Raw genomic sequence first — 20,292 nt, forward strand, 5'->3', positions numbered from 1 at the left:
CTTAAACTCAAAGAGTTTTGCCGATTTAGAAACTTTTTTTAGAAAGCAATTGCTATCTTTGCAGTCCTTTTTTGAGGGCAAAATTTTTACAACCAAAAGTCAGTCCGCCATTGACCCACGGGCTGATGTACTGAGTGGGTCAGGAAACTTTTTTTTATGAGCAAAACGCAGCAACGCGAACTGCCGGCATTTGATTGGGACCGGGCAGACAACAAAGGATTTGGAAGTGGCTATTCGGTTGAAGAACATAACCGGATGTTGGAACTGTACGACAACACCCTGTCGGAAGTTAAAGAGAAAGAAGTCGTAATGGGAACCGTCGTTGGGATAACGGACCGGGAAGTATTACTCAACATCGGATTCAAGTCGGACGGCTTGGTACCCGCTTCTGAATTCCGGGATATGCCGGACCTGAAGATGGGTGATGAAATTGAAGTTTACGTAGAAAATCAGGAAGACCCGAACGGCCAGTTAGTCCTATCGCGCAAAAAAGCGAAAGTGATTACCGCATGGCAGAAAATTCAACGTGCGCTTGATGAAGACCTCGTGATTGATGGCTTTGTAAAACGCCGGACGAAAGGTGGTCTGATTGTCGATATTTTCAGCATTGAAGCCTTCTTGCCAGGTTCGCAAATCGACGTGAAGCCGATTCGTGACTTCGACATTTTTGTCGGCAAGAAAATGGAGGTTAAAGTCGTCAAGATCAACTATGCTAATGACAACGTTGTCGTTTCGCACAAAGTATTGATCGAGAAAGACCTCGAAGCACAACGCGCTCAAATCCTGAACAACCTCGAAAAAGGTCAGGTTCTGGAAGGCGTTATCAAAAACATGACCAACTTTGGTGTGTTCATCGATCTTGGTGGTGTAGATGGTCTGTTGCACATCACGGATATCTCGTGGGGTCGTATCAGCCACCCATCGGAAGTTCTTCACCTCGACCAGAAGGTCAACGTGGTTGTTCTGGACTTCGACGAAGACAAGAAGCGTATTTCTCTCGGCATGAAGCAGCTCCAGGCTCATCCTTGGGATGCTTTGGCAGAAGACATTCAGGTTGGTTCGAAAGTGAAAGGCAAAATCGTAAACGTAGCCGATTACGGTGCTTTCCTGGAAATTCAACCAGGTGTAGAAGGCTTGATCCACGTATCAGAAATGTCGTGGTCGCAGCATCTGCGTAACCCACAGGAATTCCTGAAAGTTGGTGATGAAGTAGAAGCACAAGTGCTGACACTTGACCGTAACGACCGTAAAATGTCGTTAGGTATCAAACAACTGACTGAAGATCCCTGGACTCGCCCAGAACTGCGTACGAAATATGCAGTTGGAACCAAGCACAAAGGTCTGGTTCGTAACCTAACCAACTTCGGCTTGTTCCTTGAACTGGAAGAAGGTATCGACGGTCTGGTACACGTATCTGACTTGTCATGGACCAAGAAAATCAAACATCCTTCGGATTTCATCAAAGTTGGTGACGAACTCGAAGTTGTTGTTCTGGAACTAGACGTCGACAACCGTCGTCTGGCACTAGGTCACAAACAACTCGAAGAAAATCCATGGGATACCTTTGAAACCGTATTTGCGGTTGGTACCGTACACCGTTGCACAATTTTGAGCAAAAACGACAAGATGGCCACCCTCGAACTACCTTATGGTATCGAAGGCTTCTCGTCGCTCAAGAATCTGGGCAAAGAAGACGGAACGTTTGCCGAAGTTGGCGAAACGCTTGATTTCAAAGTAACGGAGTTCTCGAAAGAAGAGAAGCGCATTATGCTCTCGCACACAAAAACGTGGCAGGAGAAAAACGAGCCAGTTAAAGAGCAAAAGGCTCCTAAAGCCGCTGCTGCAAAAACGGCTTCGGCACCAGCTCAGGCTGAACGGGGTGCTACCCTGGGAGACCTCGATGCACTAGCTGCGTTGAAAGAGCAAATGGAAGGTCGTAACTAAGCTTTTTAGCTTTGGATTATAGAATGCCCCTGGACTTTTTTGGTTCAGGGGCATTTTTTTGCAATTGACTTTTCTACATTAAAGATAAAATCGTATGTTTGCACTCCCGAATCCAAGACCTGTCATGTATTCGGTTTTATAAGGTTCCGTGGCCGAGTGGCTAGGCAGAGGTCTGCAAAACCTCGTACAGCGGTTCGAATCCGCTCGGAACCTCAAATGCATACCTTATTACTACGTTATTTTTGCCATTTTGCTACCGCTCAAAATTGAGCCTAGGCAAAATGGCATTTTTTGTAGTAAAAACATCATTGCTAAGCAGTTGTATAGGGAAAAAACGTGGTTATTTTTGTCGTTAATTAGAACCAATATAAATAAAAACGGTGGCACAAATAACTAAACATCAATTTTTGCCTATACAGTAATCGTGTCGTACTTTTGGGCGCTAATAAAAAAGCAGTGGTGATTATGTTGATTCACTCAATTAATATAGTTCATAAAATGAGTTGTTTATACAAGCTTTGCGGAGTCGTAGTTCTATCACTTATGCTGCTGGTTTCCGGTGGCCAGGTGAAGGCACAAGATGCTGCCCCGGCTGCAGCTGCTCCAGCAGGCGGTGGTGATGCTGAAAAAGGAAAGACCCTCTTTACAAACAACTGCGCCCAATGTCACGCAGTAAGTGCTGAAAAAGTTGTAGGACCTGGTCTAAAAGGAATCGAGAGCCGTGCTCCAAGTAAAGATTGGCTGCACAAATGGATTCGGAATTCATCTGCTGTTATCGCTACAGGTGATGCCTATGCTAATCAGGTATTCAATGCAAACGGCAAGGTGCAGATGTCTAGCTTCCCGAACTTAACGGATGCTGACATTGATGGAATTCTGGCCTATATTGACCAGGCTAACAAGCCAGTAGTAGCCTCTACAGGAGGTGGTGACGCTAAAGTTGCTCAAAATACTGGTGGTGGTTCTGCATCGACAGGAGGTCCATCAGAACTCTTCACATTTGTACTGATTGCCCTCCTACTTGTTATGTTGCTGGTACTGGGCGTTCTACTGGTAATCGTGACCATTCTGTCGAAAGCTGTAACACCTGCTACGGATGGAACCCAGGTTACTTCTTCGTTTGGTCAACGGTTAAAGACAGGTTTGTCGGATGCCTTTAACAACCCAACTCTTCGTTCTATCGTAATTTGGTTGTTTCTGTTAGTGGCAGCAAAAGAAACGATTGATGGAGCTTATGGAGTTGGTATTCAACAAGGGTACGCCCCTAAGCAACCAATTGCTTATTCACACAAGCTTCATGCAGGTCAATATAAAATTGACTGTAATTATTGCCATACCGGTGCTCAGAAAGGTAAGAACGCTACCATTCCTGCTGCCAACATCTGTATGAACTGCCACGGTGTAATCAAAAAAGAATCGCCAGAGATTCAAAAAATTTACACCGCTATTGAAGAGAATCGCCCCATCGAATGGATTCGGGTTCACAACCTGCCTGATCTGGCTTACTTCAACCACGCCCAACACGTAAACGTTGGTAACGTAGCCTGCCAGACCTGCCACGGCGAAATCGAGAAAATGGAAGTCGTTGAAGCTCGCTCGTCGTTAACTATGGGCTGGTGTATCGACTGTCACCGCCGGACGGAAGTGAACACCAAAGACAATGCTTACTATGACAAGCTCGTTGCTCTTCACCGGAAAGAAAGCAAAGAACCACTCAAGGTTGCCAATATCGGTGGTCTGGAATGTTCTAAATGTCACTATTAATCCACGGGGCCATATAGGCCGGGCCTCATAAGGCCAGCTCATCCAATAGGGTACTTACCGCATACAACACGCATGGAAAATACATCTAAACGGTATTGGAAAGGGGTTGAGGAGTTACGCAATGACGCTACGTTCGTTAAGAACGCAAATAGCGAGTTTGCTAACCCTGACCTGAGCGAATCGTCGAACGACCTGGATGGTTTGCTCGGTGGTTCGAACACCCAACGCCGTGACTTCCTCAAAGTAATGGGCTTTGGTATGGCTGCCGTATCGCTGGCAGCCTGCGAAACACCAGTCCATAAAGCCATTCCGTATATTAACAAACCGGAATTTACATTCCCATCTATATCTGATTATTACGCATCTACCTTCAGTGAAGGTGGCGATTATGCGGCTATTCTGGTAGAAACCCGGGAAGGGCGACCCATTAAAATAGAAGGTAACCCATCATCGAGCATATCAAAGGGTGCTACTACCGCTCGTGCTCAGGCATCGGTTCTGTCACTTTATGATATCGACAAGCTGAAAGGACCAAAGCGTGGCGAATCAGATATTGACTGGGCCACTGCCGACAAGGAAATTATCAGTCAATTGAATTCGGTTGCTGCCAAAGGGGGCGCTATTCGTATTATTACGTCTACCATCCTTAGCCCAGCAACCAAAGCTGTGGTTGCTGATTTCGTTGCAAAATATCCAACCACTCGCCACATTACCTACGATGCAAACTCCGTATTTGGTCTTGTACAGGCCAACCAAGCGTCGTTTGGCAAAGCGGTTATCCCATCGTATGATTTCAGTAAAGCCGAGACAATTGTTAGTGTTGGGGCTGATTTCCTGGGAACCTGGATTGCGCCTATCGAGTACATGGGGGCTTATGCAAAAGGTCGCCAAATTGGTGCAATAGGTGGTGGTAAGAAAACCATGTCTCGGCATTACCAGTTTGAGACAGGGTTGTCCATGACGGGCTCTAACGCTGACTATCGGGCACCTATCAAGCCATCTCAGGAAGGACTGGTTGTTGCTGCTCTCTATAATAAGGTAGCCGCTAAATTAGGTGGAACGGCCATTAGTGCTCCATCTGTTGAGGTTGCGCATTTAGATAAAGCTGCTACTGATCTAGCAAATTCGCGCGGTAAAGCATTGGTCGTATCTGGATCAAATGATCCAAACGTACAGATTGTTGTTAATGCGCTCAATAATTTACTAGGTAGCTACGGCTCAACAATCGACATCAACTCGCCGGTTAATTACCGTCAGGGTAATGACCAGCAGATGAATGCCTTTATCAATGAGGCTAAATCGGGTCAGGTTGGAGCTGTATTGTTCTTCGGTGCAAATCCAGTTTATGACCACCCGCGCGGTGCTGAACTGGCTGAAGCATTGCCTAAAGTTGCTCTTTCTGTTTCATTTGCTGATCGGGCCGATGAAACCGCTTCATTATCGAAGTATATAACACCAGCTCCCCACTTCCTGGAATGTTGGAATGATGCTGAGCCAAAGCAAGGTTTTTATAGCCTAACGCAGCCAGCCATCACGTTGATTTTTAAAACCCGTCAATTCCAATCGAGCCTATTGACTTGGGCTGGTAAGCCAAGTGATTATCAGACGTATCTGAAAAATTACTGGCGTTCAACGCAGTATCCAAAAGCTTCGGGCTTTAGCTCGTTCGATGCCTTCTGGGTAAAATGCCTTAACGATGGCGTATTTGAGCCAAACAAAGGGGCAGTAGCCGCTGGTGGCGCTTCGTTTGCTGGAAATGTGGCGCAAGCCGCTTCGGGAATCGCACAACGCTACAAACCAACGACCGGTATGGAGCTGGCGTTGTACGAAAAAGTTGGTGTTGGAACAGGGTCTACCGCAAATAACCCCTGGTTACAAGAGTTACCTGATCCCGTTTCAAAAGCGTGCTGGGACAATTATGCGGCCATTTCTCAAAAAACGGCTCATGATATGAGCCTGGCTCAAAATGATCTGGTTACGGTAACAGTAAATGGTAAATCAGTTGAATTGCCTGTATTAATTCAACCCGGTCAGGCCGACAATACGGTTTCCATCGCTATCGGTTATGGTCGTGAGAAAGCAGGTAAATCAGCCAATGGAGTTGGTAAGAATGCCTACCCATTTGTAAGCATCACGGGTGGTTACATTACTTATTCTGCGTTTACTGCAAAAGTAGAAAAAGCAAGTGGCTCACATGTGATTGCTCAGACCCAGACTCACGATACTGTAATGGGTCGTCAGGCTGTACTGCAGGAGTCTATTCTGGCTAAATACCAAAAGAATCCGAAGGCAGGTCGTTATGAGCCTAAAGTACAAACATCAGTAGGTCCAACCGATCCAAACGATATTACCCTGTGGAACGGTTATGGTAAACCAACCCATTCCTGGGGTATGGTTATCGACTTAAATTCCTGCATCGGTTGCGGTACTTGTGTAGTTGCTTGTAATGCGGAGAATAATATTCAGGTAGTTGGTCGTCAGGAAGTAATTAACCGTCGCGAAATGCACTGGATGCGTATCGACCGTTACTATAGCAGCGATGGCGAAGCAGAAAACTACTCAGCAATGGAAGTGGCTTCGGCTAATCCAGAAGTAACGTTTCAACCAATGCTTTGCCAGCATTGCAGTAATGCTCCCTGCGAAACGGTTTGCCCAGTTCTTGCTACTACGCACAGCACGGAAGGTCTAAACCAAATGACCTATAACCGTTGTATTGGTACCCGTTATTGCGCTAACAACTGCCCTTATAAAGTACGCCGGTTCAACTGGTTCAAATACTTTGATAATGATAATTACGATTATCATTTCAATAATGATCTTGGCAAAATGGTCATTAACCCAGATGTAACTGTTCGTTCACGAGGGGTTATTGAAAAATGCTCTTTCTGCGTACAGCGTATTCAGGAGAGCAAACTGACTGCCAAGAAAGAACGCCGTAAGTTAGGAGCTGATGAAGTTCAGACCGCTTGTTCGCAGTCTTGCCCTACTCATGCTATTACCTTCGGTGATATGAACAATCCAGAGAGTACAATCTCTAAAATACTTGAGGTTGAATTAGACGGGCGGGCTTTCCATGTGCTGGAAGAAATCAATGTGAGACCACAAATCTCATACCTGACAAAAATTCGGAACAAGGACGAAGAGCCTGAAAAGGAAACCAGTAAAGAGTCACACGCATAAACTAATTACGATTTATAACAAGTGAGTTGCAATCAGTAAAACATTGTAATTTCACAAAGCGTAAATCGTCTATCGTAAATCGTAAATACAATAAGTATATGTCGCATGTTACATCAGCCGTAAGAACTCCCCTTATCACCGGTGGCAAAACCTACGCCGACGTGACGGAGGATATCAGCAAGCAGGTTGAAGGCAATCCCACACGCGAGTGGACCATCGCCTTTACCATTGCGGTGATTGTGCTCATTTACGGAGCTGCCTGCGTATTCTGGACCTGGTGGGAAGGCTTAGGCGTTTGGGGCCTGAACAAGACCGTTGGTTGGGCGTGGGACATCACTAACTTCGTTTGGTGGGTTGGTATCGGACACGCCGGTACGTTGATCTCGGCTATTTTGTTATTATTTCGCCAAAAATGGCGGACAGCTGTAAACCGGGCGGCAGAAGCTATGACCATCTTCGCTGTACTATGTGCAGCCAGCTTCATTATGATGCACGCGGGTCGCCCATGGGTAGCTTACTGGTGTTTACCATTGCCTAATACACTGGGCTCGCTTTGGGTAAACTTCAAATCTCCGCTCGTTTGGGACGTATTTGCGATCAGTACCTACTTTACCGTATCGCTGGTATTCTGGTACATGGGTCTTATTCCTGACTTGGCTACAATTCGCGATCGAGCAAAGAGCAAAGTATCCCGTTATATCTACGGTGCCTTCTCATTAGGCTGGAATGGTTCGGCCAAAACCTGGGCTCGTTATGAGTACATGAGTTTAATTCTGGCGGGTCTTTCTACTCCACTTGTACTTTCTGTACATACGATTGTAAGTATGGACTTTGCTACATCGGTTATTCCGGGTTGGCACACCACTATCTTCCCTCCTTACTTCGTTGCGGGTGCTATCTTCTCCGGCTTTGCCATGGTACAAAACCTGGTACTGATTATCCGGGTCGTATTCAAGCTTGAAGATTATATTACGCTAGAGCACATCGAGTCAATGAATAAGGTCATTACCCTGACCGGTTCGATTGTGGGTGTTGCTTATCTTACAGAATTCTTCATTGCCTGGTATTCTGGTGTTGAATTTGAAAGCTATGCATTCATTAACCGTGCTACTGGACCATATTGGTGGGCATATTGGGCCATGATGACCTGTAACGTAATTACACCGCAGCTTTTCTGGTCTCGTGCTATTCGTCGAAGCATTGTTTGGACGTTCGTGTTATCGGTAGTTGTAAACATTGGTATGTGGTTTGAGCGCTTCGTAATTATTGTAACCTCTTTACACCGCGATTACCTGCCATCGAGCTGGGCCATGTTCCACCCAACGCTGTTTGATATTAGTGATTATATTTTCTCGTTCGGTTTCTTCTTCACTTTGTTCCTGTTGTTCTCGAAATTCCTACCAGTTGTGAACATGGCTGAAGTTAAAACGATCATTAAATCATCGTCTGAGAAACTGCCAATTTCGGTATCTGGCGTTGCTAAAGGCGAGCGCGTTGCTAACCCAACGTTCAATAAAGACGTAGAATAAAACAGTTATAAGTTTCTGATTTCAACCTCTAAGCAGTGGAGGTTGAAATCAGAAAATCTGAAATAGACGAACAAAAGGTATGTCAGACGTACATGGTAGCGGTAAATTCTTAGTCGGCATTTTTGATGATGACGATGTAGTATTAGCGGCCGTTAAAGAGGTTAAAAATGCAGGGGTGCGGATTCACGAAGTCTACACGCCATTCCCGATTCACGGATTAGATGTTGCGCTTGGTCACCCACGTAGTCGTCTGGGTATTGCTGCTTTTATGTTTGGCCTGTCGGGGACGCTCACAGCCCTTGCCTTGACATTTTACACAGAAGGCTTTGACTGGCCAATGATTGTTGGGGGTAAAGATTCTTACTCACCAGTCATATACGTACCGGTTATTTTTGAGCTAACCGTTCTCTTTTGTGCCTTAGGCATGGTTGGTACATTCATCGTATCAAATGGTATGGGACCCACGGTAAAACCGTTAATGTACGATCTGAGAACGACCGATAATAAATTTGCAATGGCTATCGACCTAAGCAAGAATAATATTGGTGAGGGTGATATTGAGCAGATTCTGAAGAAATCAGGCGCTGCTGAAGTAAATGTTAAGCAGTTCTAATGTTCAGGATGGGAATGATTACTAAACATACGAGCGTAACAGCACTGGCTATTGCTGGACTCCTATTTGTGGGAACATCCTGCAAAAAGGGACATGATAACACAGGCGTTGAGTACGCCCCGCAGATGTATGATGCTGTAGGTTATGAACCCTATCGTCAGATCAAGGCAAACACCATAAATCCTCAGGGGTTAAATATGCGCCTTCCTGCACGTGGTACAGTAGCCCGGCCTAATTATCATACTACATTTGGTGAAGGCAGTGATGCTAAAACCGATTTAATGATGTACAACATTCCGGCTGATAGTATCGGAATAGCAGAACGAGTATTGATAAATCCGATTCCGGAGACTGAAAAAACGCTCGCAGAGGGTAAAATCATATATACCCGTTATTGCAGTCATTGTCATGGTGAAACAGGTAAAGGTGATGGGCTAGTTGCGGCACAATATAAAGGTGTACCTAACTACTCGACTGATGCTTATAAGACAATGAATGATGGCCATATTTTCCATGTAATTACACACGGAAAAGGCCGGATGTGGCCTCACGGTTCACAAATTACGCCAGAGGATCGATGGAAGATTGTGCAATACGTGCATAAACTTCAACAAGGTTAACACAATGCCAGACGCAGTGATAGACACTGACATAGGCAGTTTCTACTAATAGACGTCAAACGTCTTTTTATTAATTGACAACCAAATAAGAATGGCATCGGCTCACGCAATACCGTCCTTAGACGAAGAATTTGAATTTACTGCGGAATCCAAGCGTCGGCTTTTGATCGGCATCGGAGCAGGGGTCGCGATGGTAGCAATTGGCGCGTACCTACTGGCATCAGGTGCTGGTTCGCATGAAGCCCACGGAGCTGCCCACGCTGCAGGAGCGCATGAAGCCCATGGAGCAGGGCATCATGAGTACAAATGGACAACCCGTATTTGGGCTAATGTCTGGCTTAACGCAATTTATTTTACAGGAGCATCTGTTATAGGCATGTTCTTCATGTCTTATAATTACTTAGCACAGGCTGGGTGGTCAGTTGCTTTTAAGCGCATTCCAGAAGCAATGCCTGCCTATTTGCCATTTATGTTAGTAGCGATCCTGGCTACATTTTTTATTGCTGGGCATGATATGTTCCACTGGACAAACCCAGCTTTATACGACAAAGCCAGCCCTGAGTTTGATCCCATTATCAATGGCAAAAAAGGTTTTTTAAATACGCCTTTTTACTTAGGCCGTATCATAGTCTATTTTGGTCTTTGGTACTTCCTCTGGCAAAAGTTACGTAGTTTTTCACTTCAGGAAGATTTGTATGGTGGTACATCTTACTACGAAAAGAGTATCAAATTTGGTGTCGCATTCCTATTAGTCTTTGGCGTAACCTCCTCTACTTCAGCTTGGGATTTTGTCATGTCTATTGACACTCACTGGTTCAGCACCATGTTTGGTTGGTATACATTGGCAAGCTGGCACGTAACTGGTTTGGCTATCATTACCTTAACGGTAGTAACGCTAAAAGAGCGAGGTTATATGCAGTGGGTCAATGAAAGCCACTTACATGATCTTGGTAAGTTCATGTTTGCCTTCAGTATTTTCTGGACGTACGTGTGGTTTGCCCAATTCATGTTGATTTACTACGCGAACTTACCAGAAGAGACAATCTATTATCGGGAGCGCTTTAGCGGTTACGGGGGAATCTATAAAGCTCCATTTTTCGTAAACATATTCTTAAACTTTGTATTTCCATTCCTCGTTTTGATGACACGGGACGCAAAGCGTACGTATATTATTTTGAAAGTTGCCGCCTGGGGTATTATTGTAGGTCACTACTTTGATTTTTACACCAACATTATGCCAGGAACAGTAGGTGCGCACGGTGGTTTCGGCTTCGTTGAATTTGGCATGATTCTGATTTTTGCCTGTGGGTTTATCTGGAGTCTTTATTCACAACTGACAAAAGCAAACCTGATTCCTAAGAATCACCCAATGTTAGAGGAAACTCTGCACCACGATATTTAATCCTTAATCCATATTAAATCATGGTTTATATAGTCGCTTTGTTATCGGTAATCTTTTTGGGACTAGCGGCAGTGGTCGTTTCCCGAATGGCCACCGTTGTAAAGAACGCCAATGGCCCGGTTGAAGAAGGGCATATTGGAATGAGTAACCGAATCAATGGGTTACTTATGATTGTCTTCTTTGTTGTAGGCTTAATTGCTGCAGTATGGTCATTCCTGCATGCTAAACAATTTTTTCTACCAGAAGCGTCTTCGCCACACGGACGTCATACCGATTTTCTGTTTTGGCTGGGAATGAGCATAATTACGGTTGCTTTTATTGTAACCAACGCTTTGTTATTCTTTTTTGCTTGGAAATATCAACATAGAGAAGGGTATAAAGCAGCTTACTACCCAGAGAATCATAAGTTGGAATTAATATGGACAGTTATTCCTGCTGTTGTCATGGCCTTGCTAGTTTTCACCGGATGGAGAGCCTGGCGAGATATCATGGCTGAGGCCCCTGAAAATGCGCAAGTATTTGAAATTGTGGGTAAGCAATTTAACTGGATTGCGCGTTACCCTGGTGTTGACAACAACAAACTGGGAAGCTTTAACTATAAGTTGATTGACAATAATAACGAGACGGGAATTGACTATACAGATGAAGCATCGTTCGATGATTTTGTATCAACTTCTGAACTGCACATTCCTGTTAATAAGCCAATTTTGTTGAAGATCCGCGCTCGGGATGTGTTACACAGTGTATTTATTCCTCACCTACGGGTGAAAATGGATGCAGTACCAGGTATGCCAACACGCTTTCAATTCACTGCTGATAAAACAACAGATGAAATGAAAAACATTACGGGCAATCCTAACTTTACCTACGAAATTGCTTGTACAGAAGTCTGTGGGCAAGGACACTTCTCAATGCGTATACGATTGGTTGTTGAAGATGAAGTGTCATGGCAGGCATGGTGTAAGAGCCAAAAACCTTTGCTAACCTCAACTCCAGAATTAGCAAATCGGATACCTGCAAATTTAAAGGCTAAGGCTGCGAAATATTTGCCAGCCGACGCTACGGCTGCACCAGCAGATAGTGTAACCGCATCCGTATTACCATTACCAAAGGGCGTAACAGTAGCTAGTGCTGTACTCCATTAATTTCTAAACTTACAACAAACCAAAACTATGGCGACTGTATCAGCTAATTCGGCAACCGTGGCACATGCAGCAGAGCATGAGCACCATGAGCCGCAAAGTTTTTGGCGCAAATATATTTTCTCGGAAGACCATAAAACCATTGCCAAGCAATATCTGATCTCGGGTATCTTTTGGTCAATCATAGGTATTAGTTTATCGGTCATGTTTCGACTTCAGTTAGGGTTTCCTAATATGAAGTTAGATTTCTTACGGCCAATTCTAGGTACCTGGATTAACGATACCGGTAAGCTTGACCCTGATTTCTATTTGGCATTAGTAACAATGCACGGTACGATAATGGTGTTCTTCGTACTTACGGCAGGTTTGAGTGGCACATTCTCTAACTTCCTCATCCCGTTACAAGTAGGCGCACGTGACATGGCTTCAGGCTTCCTGAACATGTTATCGTACTGGTTCTTTTTTATGGCCAGCGTTCTAATGTTCGGCTCATTGTTTATCGAAACAGGGCCAGCATCGGGTGGATGGGTTATTTATCCACCACTAAGTGCTTTACCACAAGCTCACAAAGGGTCTGAACTGGGAATGACGCTGTGGCTGATTAGTATGGCTCTATTTATCGTATCGCAGTTGCTGGGTGGTATTAATTACATTACTACCGTTATTAACTTGCGAACGCGTGGTATGTCATTCAGTAAGTTACCATTAACAATCTGGGCTTTCTTATTGACTGCTGTTCTTGGCCTAATCTCATTCCCTGTATTATTATCGGCGGCCCTGCTTCTTATTTTTGACCGTAGTTTTGGAACTAGCTTCTATCTGTCTGAGATTTATATTAAAGGAGAGGCATTGCCAAATGTGGGTGGTAGTCCAATTCTGTTCCAACACTTATTTTGGTTTTTAGGACACCCTGAAGTATATATTGTATTGCTCCCAGCGCTCGGTATGACTTCAGAAATCATTGCAACAAACTCTCGGAAACCAATTTTCGGGTATCGTGCCATGATTGCCTCTATGATGGGTATCGCGTTTCTGGCCTTTATTGTATGGGCGCACCATATGTTTGTGACGGGGATGAATCCATTCCTGGGTTCTATATTCATGTTCCTGACACTTATCATTGCGGTTCCATCTGCTGTAAAAGCTTTTAACTACATTACCACGCTGTGGCGAGGCAACATCCGGTTCACTCCAGCTATGTTGTTCTCAATTGGCCTGGTATCATTCTTTATATCAGGCGGTCTAACCGGTATTATTCTGGGTAACTCAGCACTTGATATTCAACTGCACGATACCTACTTCGTAGTAGCTCACTTTCACTTGGTAATGGGTGCTGCATCGGCTTTTGGCTTACTGGCGGGTGTTTACCATTGGTTCCCCAAAATGTTTGGCCGCATGATGAATGAGAAGCTTGGTTATATTCACTTCTGGCTGACGTTCATTGGTATCTATCTTGTATTTTTCCCAATGCACTATATAGGTATTGCTGGTTTTCCTCGCCGATATTATGCGTTTACAAGCTATGATTTCACGAAGAATATCTTTGCTGATATGAACGCGTTTATCAGCTTGGCCGCTATTTTTACCTTTACAGCCCAGTGGATATTCGTCTATAACTTTGTTTATAGCTTAATTAAAGGAAAGAAATCTCCACAGAATCCTTGGAAGTCGAACACGTTGGAGTGGACGGCACCGATCAACCCTGGGCATGGCAACTGGCCTGGTGAAATTCCAGCTGTATACCGGTGGCCATATGATTATAGCAAGCCAGGTGCAAAGGATGATTTCATTCCCCAAAACGTGCCATATTCACAAACTCCAGAATCCAACCTGCCCCATGAAAATGAGCTTATAGGTTTGGAAAAAGAGATTGAGGCACAAAACCTGAATGACCAGTTTAATCAGCCTCACTAATAAACAAGAACAGCGTTTCCGGAGCCTGGCGTTTCTGACAATTATTGTTATCTATCTGGTTATTTTGGCCGGTGGGATTGTTAGAAGTACAGGCTCTGGAATGGGCTGTCCAGATTGGCCAAAATGCTTTGGACGTTGGGTGCCCCCTACGGAAATCTCACAGTTGCCGGTAAATTATCAGGCAATCTATGGCGCAAAGCTGAAGGGAGAGGTTGAATTCAATCCCTTAAAAACCTGGATAGAATACGCCAATCGACTAGTAGGTGTCTTATCCGGTTTTTTCGTTTTTGCTACTCTTATTGCTTCTTTGTCCTATCTACGCAGAGACAAAGTCATTTTCTGGGGGAGTCTTGGTGCTTTTTTACTGATTGGCGCTAATGGTTGGCTGGGTTCTCGAGTGGTGGCTACTGAGTTAGCTCCTCATATGATAACAATACACATGTTATTAGCCATTGCCTTAGTTTTTGCCCTCCTGTTTGTACTACTTAGAGCAAGTGCACCAAAACAGCCTAGAATACTTAATGCAGCATCACAGCAACGGTTATTACTAGTTGCAATAGCTCTAACGTTAGGGCAAATTGTATTGGGCGCGCAGGTGAGAGATGCGCTTGATGTAGTAGCTAAAAGCTTTGATTATACCAATAGAGAAAGCTGGATTGATCAATTAGACTGGCGGTTTTATATTCATCGTTCATTCTCATTGGTACTGCTCGCTTTTCATCTATTTGTCATTTACCGCCTTCGTAAACTAAATGTAGTTGGTAGAATATCAGATTTGATAAAAGCGCTATTCGCTGTTGTTGTCATCGAAATAGGAACTGGTGTCTTGATGGCATATTTCGGTGTCCCGGCAGTAGCACAGCCAATCCACTTAGTACTAGCCTTAGTCATGATTGGATTACAGTTTTCGATATGGTTTCTGGTAACGCCAACGTTATTAGTGGCTAATCAACTATCTCAGAAATCTCGATTTGTAGAGGTATAATATGGAAAAGGTAGTAGCAGTAACACTTACTAGCGTAAAAGCGAAAGCGTACATTGAGTTATTGAAATTAAAACTTACGCTGGCGGTCGTATTCTCTGGCGTATTTGGATATTGTCTGGCTGTAGATCAGATTAGTTGGTTGAAAATTGCCATTTTGGTTATTGCTTCAATAAGCATTACTGGTGCTGCAAATATTATCAATCAAATTATCGAGAAAGATTCAGATAAAGTAATGAAGCGGACGGCTACACGCCCCTTGCCAACTGGCCGATTAACCGTGCGTGAAGCAGCTACGTTTGCATTTGTTTTGTTTAGTGCTGCTTGCTATTTATATGTCCAGTTCTTTAATATTCGGGCAGCTGCACTAGCTGTACTATCCTTATTGCTCTACGGGTTTGTTTATACTCCATTAAAACGTAAAGGTCAGATTGCCGTATTTGTAGGTGCCTTACCAGGTGCATTTCCGCCAATGATTGGTTGGGTAGCAGCCACAAACCACTTTGGCTGGGTACCAGGAATATTATTCGCTGTACAGTTTTTTTGGCAGTTTCCACATTTCTGGTCAATTGGTTGGTTAGCTTTTGATGAGTATAAAAAAGCTGGGATACAGATGATGCCTGGTGATGGAAAGACAACCGAAACAGCCTTCAAAATCATGATTTATACACTATTCCTGATTCCTGTAGGTTGGTTGCCTTATCTACTTGGTGTAACAGGAATTACATCGGCATTAGTAGCTATGCTGGGCGGAATCTTGTTCCTTGCACAAACGTTTCACTTGATGAGAACCTGTACCGATAGGGCCGCCCTGCAAATGATGTTCGGGTCATTGCTGTATTTGCCTATCGTACAGATTGTATATCTGTTAGATAAAGTATAACAACAAATCATGAGTGAATTAGTAAATGACATTTCAATCCTAGAAGAGCCTCAGGAAACGCTCTCAATGAATCCCAGAAAGTTTATACTCTGGTTGTTCATCGTTAGTATTATCATGCTCTTCGCAGCTATGACCAGTGCCTATCTGGTACGCAGAGCCGAAGGAAACTGGCTGGAATACGATATTCCTTCCATATTTTCTTACAGTTCAGTGGTTCTTATTATGAGTAGCCTGACAATGCATTGGGCCTACTTATCTGCAAAAAAAGACAACTTTGGCAGTTTGAAAATTGCGATAACTGTTACTTTTGTGCTTGGAGTGATTTTCCTATACATGCAGTTTCAGGGTTGGGTTGAATTAGTGAATGAAAACGTGTTTTTTGTTGGAAATCCGGCGGGCTCGTTCATGTATATATTCACAGGATTGCATGGGTTCCACCTGATATCAGGACTAGTTGTATTAGTGGTTGCATTAATAGCTTCTTTCCGGCTACGGATTCATGCCAAAAGCCTGAATCAAATTGAAATTGCTGCCGTTTATTGGCATTTTTTAGACATTTTGTGGTTGTATTTGTTTTTCTTTTTAGTCTATTTTCATTGATAATCTCTTAGACGCATGGCGGCTACTGTAACACACGATACCTTGACGACCGACTCGGAACAAGTGTTCGACAAAAAAACCTGGATGGGTGGTGTTGAACCTATGAAAGTGAGCTACGGCAAGCTGATGATGTGGTTCTTCCTAATCTCTGATACCTTCACGTTCTCTGCCTTACTGGTTACGTATGGCCTGATTCGCTATAGCTATCCAGCTTGGGATCCGGCCATTTATGGGGAAGTGTTCAAATTTTCGAACCTTTATTGGCCAACACCCGAAATGGTGTACGCATCTGTACCATTTTTACATGGTGTACATGCGCCACTGATTTTCGTCGGGATCATGACATTTATCCTCATTTTTAGTAGCGTTACTATGGTACTTGCCGTAGAAGCAGGCCACCGTATGGATCGGGCTGATGTGGAAAAATATATGCTCTGGACGATTCTGGGTGGTTTGACTTTCTTGGGAAGTCAGGCTTGGGAATGGTCACACTTTATCCATGGGACAGAAACCGGTACAACCATTAGCGAAATTGTGAATGGCCAAACCATACAACGCACTATTTTTGGTGCTAACTTGGTAGAAAATCAATATGGCCCTCCAGCTTTTGCCGACTTGTTTTTCTTTATCACAGGTTTTCACGGTACGCACGTATTTAGTGGTGTTGTGCTCAATATTCTGATTTTCTATCGGGCTGCAACAGGTTTATATGATCGTCGTGGTCATTATGAAATGGTTGAGAAAGTAGGTCTATATTGGCACTTTGTCGATCTTGTTTGGGTATTTGTTTTTACGTTCTTCTATCTGGTCTAATAACTGCATTTCTACAATGTCTGATCACTCACACGGAACCCACGAGGTTGGAGAAATTCCACCCGCTAATACAGGTCTTATCTGGCGTACGTTTATAATTCTATCTGTCATTACAGCATTTGAATTTACGCTGGCTTATTTAATGAAAGCTGGTGGTTTACGGACTTCCATCTTCGTCCTAATGACGTTGGTAAAAGCTTTCTATATTGTTGGCGAATTCATGCACTTAAAGCATGAAGTTAAAAGCCTCATTTGGGCCATTGTCATTCCGGTAGTTTTTATCATCTGGTTACTGGTTGCTCTATTAACTGAAGGTGGTGCTATAGGCAACGCAGTTTTTGGATTTCATTAACGTATGACAACTACTCGGAAAGCCGGGATCCTGCTCGCTACGCTGCTGGTCCCGGCTTTGCTGTATCTATTCCTCAGGTTTGGTACGCAGAATCACTATGTATTGGGCAGGTATTTACCCAAAATAGACTCAACAAAAGGTGAACCCCTAATGGGCAAGGTCAAACTCCCAGATGGAAGTGTAGTAACCGATACCCTATATAATCATATTCCTGACTTTAAGCTGATTGATCAGGACGGTAAAACGATTGATCAATCTATAGTAAAGAATAAGATTTACGTAGCCAGCTTTTTCTTCACACGCTGTGGTACAATTTGTCCTCGAATTTCATCTCAGCTTACCCGAGTACAGGATATTTTTATTAACAACCCTACAATCCTGTTTCTATCACATACGGTAGATCCAGAACATGATCGCCCGGAACAACTTAAAGCCTATGCGCAGAAATACCATGCTATCCCTGGCAGATGGTATTTTCTAACGGGTAACAAAACAGATATTTATAATCTGGCAATGCATGGGTATTATCTGCCAACCGTAGATGCAGGCTTAAAAGAGGGCAAACCCGACGAAACTTTTATCCATAGCGAAAAGTTGGTATTGGTAGATAAAGAGGGGATTGTCAGAGGATTTTACGATGGCACAGATAAAGAAGATGTAGACCGTTTAGTGCTAGAAATTAGAGTGTTATTGGATATTTACAGTAAAGAATAATTCATTGAAGCATGCAAACTGTACAACCAGTTCAGGAACAAAAAGCGAATCGAGTAATTAATGCGCTGGCACTGGCTATCCCAATTGCTGTAGCAGTCTTATTAGGTATACGCCAGAAAGTTGATTTGGGAGATTGGACAACTTATTTACCACATATAAATGGCATTATTAATTCACTAACGACAGTCTTACTATTAATGGGATTTTATTTCATTAAACAGAAAAATGTGGAAGCGCATAAGCGAACTATGTTAACCGCTTTCGCCTTTGGGTCGTTGTTTTTAGTGAGTTATGTGCTCTATCATCTAACAAACGAATCAACACCGTTTGGTGGAGAAGGATGGATTCGTCCGGTCTATTATTTCCTGTTAGTATCACACATTGCCCTGTCGGTGGTTGTTGTGTGGTTTGTATTAAGGGCCGTTTATTATGCCATAAGTGGTCAAATTACACGCCATAAGCAGACGGTAAAATATGCCTTCCCAATCTGGTTATACGTTAGCATTACAGGAGTGATTGTATATTTGATGATTAAACCATATTACCTTCACTAATTAAGAAAAGGTATGAGAAGCTGGAAAGTATGTTTGGTAGTTATAGCATTATTGGCTGTTACGCCTGACTTGATGGCACAATGCGCCATGTGTAGAGGGACCGTTGAGAGCACCGTTAGCAATGGGCGTAGTATTGTAGCATCTGACCTGAATTTGGGCATATTATATTTATTAATGGCTCCTTACCTTATTGTTGCGTCAATCGCCTATCTATGGTATCGGAACAGTAAACGAGAGCATGGAAGACGTATCGAAATTACAGGCCGCGTTAAACGGGCTTTGTCCCAGGTGTAGAAAAGGCAAAATTTTTAAAAAGCCATTCTACTCACCAAAAGGATTTGATGAAATGTATGAGCATTGCCCGCATTGTGGGCTACGCTATGAAGTTGAGCCAGGCTATTTTATTGGAGCCATGTATGTCAGTTATGCCATTTCCGGTGGAGTGGCTTTAGTAATTGGCTTTTTATTGTTTTACCTGGGTCATGATCCAGAAGGCTGGGTGTATGCAGCCGTGGTTGCACCTGCGATGCTCGTAATTGCTCCAATAAACTTTCGAATATCGCGCGTTATTTGGCTACACTATGTAGCAGGTATTAGATATATAAAAGGGCTTTAAGAAGCCCTTTTTTTATGGGCAAAAAAAAATTGTAGCTCATGCAACCTATACACTACTATCTTGCATCTTGCCAGTGAACCTAAACAAATATGCTTCGACTTATACCGTTTTTTACGACTGAAGCGCAGTTGATTGCTGCCTTAAAGCGTGGTGAAGGCCGCGCTCATAAAGTCGTATATGAGCGGTTTGCCGGTAAGATGCTAGCCGTGTGCACACGTTATTGTGCTAACCGGGACGATGCCGAAGAGGTAATGCTGGATGGGTTTATGCGGGTGTTTGAAAAAATTGAACAGTTTCGGGAGGATGGGAGCTTTGAGGGCTGGATACGGCGTGTGATGGTGACAGAATCACTTATGTTTTTACGGAAGAATAAACAGTGGCGACAGGAGATACCAATTGAGGATGTTGTGGTAGAGCCTGATTATGTCTGGGCAGACACGGCAGTCAATGAAAATGATTTACTCCGAATTGTGAATCAATTACCCGATGGCTATCGTACTGTGTTTAACCTGTATGCAATTGAGGGGTATGCACATGCCGAAATCGCGGAAATGTTAGGTATTTCTGAAGGAACATCAAAATCACAATTGAGCCGGGCAAGAACGTTGTTACAGGCAAATTTGAAGAAATTAGAACACGAACCATCACTGCATCAGCGGGTTGGCTAACA

General features: G+C 43.7%; 18 protein-coding genes and 1 tRNA gene. All 19 read left to right on the plus strand.

Annotated features, from left to right (window positions below; all coding sequences use genetic code 11):
• Positions 1 to 156: 156 nt before the first annotated feature.
• Positions 157 to 1,944, plus strand: a complete 1,788-nt coding sequence (rpsA, locus tag ACYVGO_RS02905; protein ID WP_142770342.1) for a 30S ribosomal protein S1 — start codon at positions 157 to 159, stop codon at positions 1,942 to 1,944.
• Between the two features lie 142 nt (positions 1,945 to 2,086).
• Positions 2,087 to 2,157 (plus strand) — tRNA-Cys (locus ACYVGO_RS02910).
• Positions 2,158 to 2,409: 252 nt separating this feature from the next.
• Positions 2,410 to 3,708: a c-type cytochrome gene (locus ACYVGO_RS02915; protein WP_142770343.1), complete on the plus strand. Its 1,299-nt coding sequence runs from the start codon at positions 2,410 to 2,412 to the stop codon at positions 3,706 to 3,708.
• A gap of 72 nt (positions 3,709 to 3,780) precedes the next feature.
• Positions 3,781 to 6,888 carry a TAT-variant-translocated molybdopterin oxidoreductase gene (locus tag ACYVGO_RS02920; protein WP_460967446.1) on the plus strand — a complete coding sequence of 1,036 codons (3,108 nt, stop codon included), beginning with the start codon at positions 3,781 to 3,783 and terminating at the stop codon, positions 6,886 to 6,888.
• Positions 6,889 to 6,986: 98 nt separating this feature from the next.
• Positions 6,987 to 8,417 (plus strand): NrfD/PsrC family molybdoenzyme membrane anchor subunit, encoded by a 1,431-nt coding sequence (gene nrfD / locus ACYVGO_RS02925; RefSeq protein ID WP_142770345.1) that lies wholly within the window; start codon positions 6,987 to 6,989, stop codon positions 8,415 to 8,417.
• A 79-nt stretch (positions 8,418 to 8,496) separates the two neighbouring features.
• A complete protein-coding gene (locus ACYVGO_RS02930) occupies positions 8,497 to 9,030 on the plus strand; it encodes a DUF3341 domain-containing protein (RefSeq protein ID WP_142770346.1) in 534 nt (177 codons plus the stop codon).
• A 14-nt stretch (positions 9,031 to 9,044) separates the two neighbouring features.
• Positions 9,045 to 9,650: a c-type cytochrome gene (locus tag ACYVGO_RS02935; RefSeq protein WP_142770347.1), complete on the plus strand. Its 606-nt coding sequence runs from the start codon at positions 9,045 to 9,047 to the stop codon at positions 9,648 to 9,650.
• A 91-nt stretch (positions 9,651 to 9,741) separates the two neighbouring features.
• Positions 9,742 to 11,052 (plus strand): quinol:cytochrome C oxidoreductase, encoded by a 1,311-nt coding sequence (locus ACYVGO_RS02940; protein ID WP_142770348.1) that lies wholly within the window; start codon positions 9,742 to 9,744, stop codon positions 11,050 to 11,052.
• Between the two features lie 20 nt (positions 11,053 to 11,072).
• The gene (locus ACYVGO_RS02945) at positions 11,073 to 12,197 is read left to right on the plus strand and encodes a cytochrome c oxidase subunit II (RefSeq protein ID WP_142770349.1); all 1,125 of its coding nucleotides are present in this window, start codon (positions 11,073 to 11,075) and stop codon (positions 12,195 to 12,197) included.
• 27 nt (positions 12,198 to 12,224) lie between these two features.
• Positions 12,225 to 14,108 carry a cytochrome c oxidase subunit I gene (locus ACYVGO_RS02950; RefSeq protein WP_142770350.1) on the plus strand — a complete coding sequence of 628 codons (1,884 nt, stop codon included), beginning with the start codon at positions 12,225 to 12,227 and terminating at the stop codon, positions 14,106 to 14,108.
• On the plus strand, positions 14,083 to 15,093 hold the full coding sequence (locus tag ACYVGO_RS02955; RefSeq protein ID WP_460967450.1) for a COX15/CtaA family protein: 1,011 nt from the start codon (positions 14,083 to 14,085) through the stop codon (positions 15,091 to 15,093). The genes ACYVGO_RS02950 and ACYVGO_RS02955 overlap by 26 nt, the downstream gene beginning before the upstream one ends.
• A 1-nt stretch (position 15,094) precedes the next feature.
• Entirely contained in the window at positions 15,095 to 15,973 is an 879-nt protein-coding gene (cyoE, locus tag ACYVGO_RS02960; protein ID WP_460967452.1) for a heme o synthase, read from the plus strand.
• Between the two features lie 9 nt (positions 15,974 to 15,982).
• On the plus strand, positions 15,983 to 16,573 hold the full coding sequence (locus ACYVGO_RS02965; protein ID WP_460967454.1) for a cytochrome c oxidase subunit 3: 591 nt from the start codon (positions 15,983 to 15,985) through the stop codon (positions 16,571 to 16,573).
• Between the two features lie 15 nt (positions 16,574 to 16,588).
• Complete coding sequence (locus ACYVGO_RS02970; protein WP_142770354.1) at positions 16,589 to 17,386, plus strand: cytochrome c oxidase subunit 3; 798 nt, start codon at positions 16,589 to 16,591, stop codon at positions 17,384 to 17,386.
• 16 nt (positions 17,387 to 17,402) lie between these two features.
• The gene (locus ACYVGO_RS02975) at positions 17,403 to 17,738 is read left to right on the plus strand and encodes a cytochrome C oxidase subunit IV family protein (RefSeq protein ID WP_460967456.1); all 336 of its coding nucleotides are present in this window, start codon (positions 17,403 to 17,405) and stop codon (positions 17,736 to 17,738) included.
• 3 nt (positions 17,739 to 17,741) lie between these two features.
• Positions 17,742 to 18,452 (plus strand): SCO family protein, encoded by a 711-nt coding sequence (locus tag ACYVGO_RS02980; protein ID WP_142770356.1) that lies wholly within the window; start codon positions 17,742 to 17,744, stop codon positions 18,450 to 18,452.
• An 11-nt stretch (positions 18,453 to 18,463) separates the two neighbouring features.
• A complete protein-coding gene (locus tag ACYVGO_RS02985; RefSeq protein WP_142770357.1) occupies positions 18,464 to 19,006 on the plus strand; it encodes a DUF420 domain-containing protein in 543 nt (180 codons plus the stop codon).
• 238 nt (positions 19,007 to 19,244) lie between these two features.
• Positions 19,245 to 19,622, plus strand: a complete 378-nt coding sequence (locus tag ACYVGO_RS02990) for a DUF983 domain-containing protein (RefSeq protein ID WP_142770359.1) — start codon at positions 19,245 to 19,247, stop codon at positions 19,620 to 19,622.
• Positions 19,623 to 19,711: 89 nt separating this feature from the next.
• A complete protein-coding gene (locus tag ACYVGO_RS02995; protein WP_142770360.1) occupies positions 19,712 to 20,290 on the plus strand; it encodes an RNA polymerase sigma factor in 579 nt (192 codons plus the stop codon).
• The last annotated feature ends 2 nt before the right edge of the window (positions 20,291 to 20,292 follow it).

The sequence above is a fragment of the Spirosoma migulaei genome (assembly GCF_054776855.1).